This is a genomic window from Microbacterium sp. GbtcB4, from assembly GCF_019091465.1.
GTDB lineage: Bacteria > Actinomycetota > Actinomycetes > Actinomycetales > Microbacteriaceae > Microbacterium > Microbacterium paraoxydans.
The window spans coordinates 1-229 of record NZ_JAGXJJ010000787.1; the positions used below are offsets into that span (position 1 = coordinate 1).

Consider the following 229-nt stretch of genomic DNA (forward strand, 5'->3'; position numbering starts at 1 on the left):
ATCCGCACTGGCGGTCGATCGTCACGCCGGGCACGTGCTCCGGGAAGTCGGCGACGAGCAGCCCGGTGCGGGCGACGGTCCCGGCCTGCCCGCCGATCGCATCGATGGCTCCGAGGATCACGTCGTCCACGGCGCCGGGGGCGGTGCCGGTCCGGTCGACGAGGGCCCGCAGACTGTGCGCGCCGAGGTCGGCGGGGGGGATCTCCGCGAGGTCGCCGCCTCGGCGTCC

At 76.4% G+C, this 229-nt stretch carries 1 pseudogene; it reads right to left on the reverse strand.

Features of this window, described 5'->3' with window-relative positions:
* Nucleotides 1-229: pseudogene (locus KVS71_RS19620) on the reverse strand (acetyl-CoA C-acetyltransferase); the annotation flags it as partial.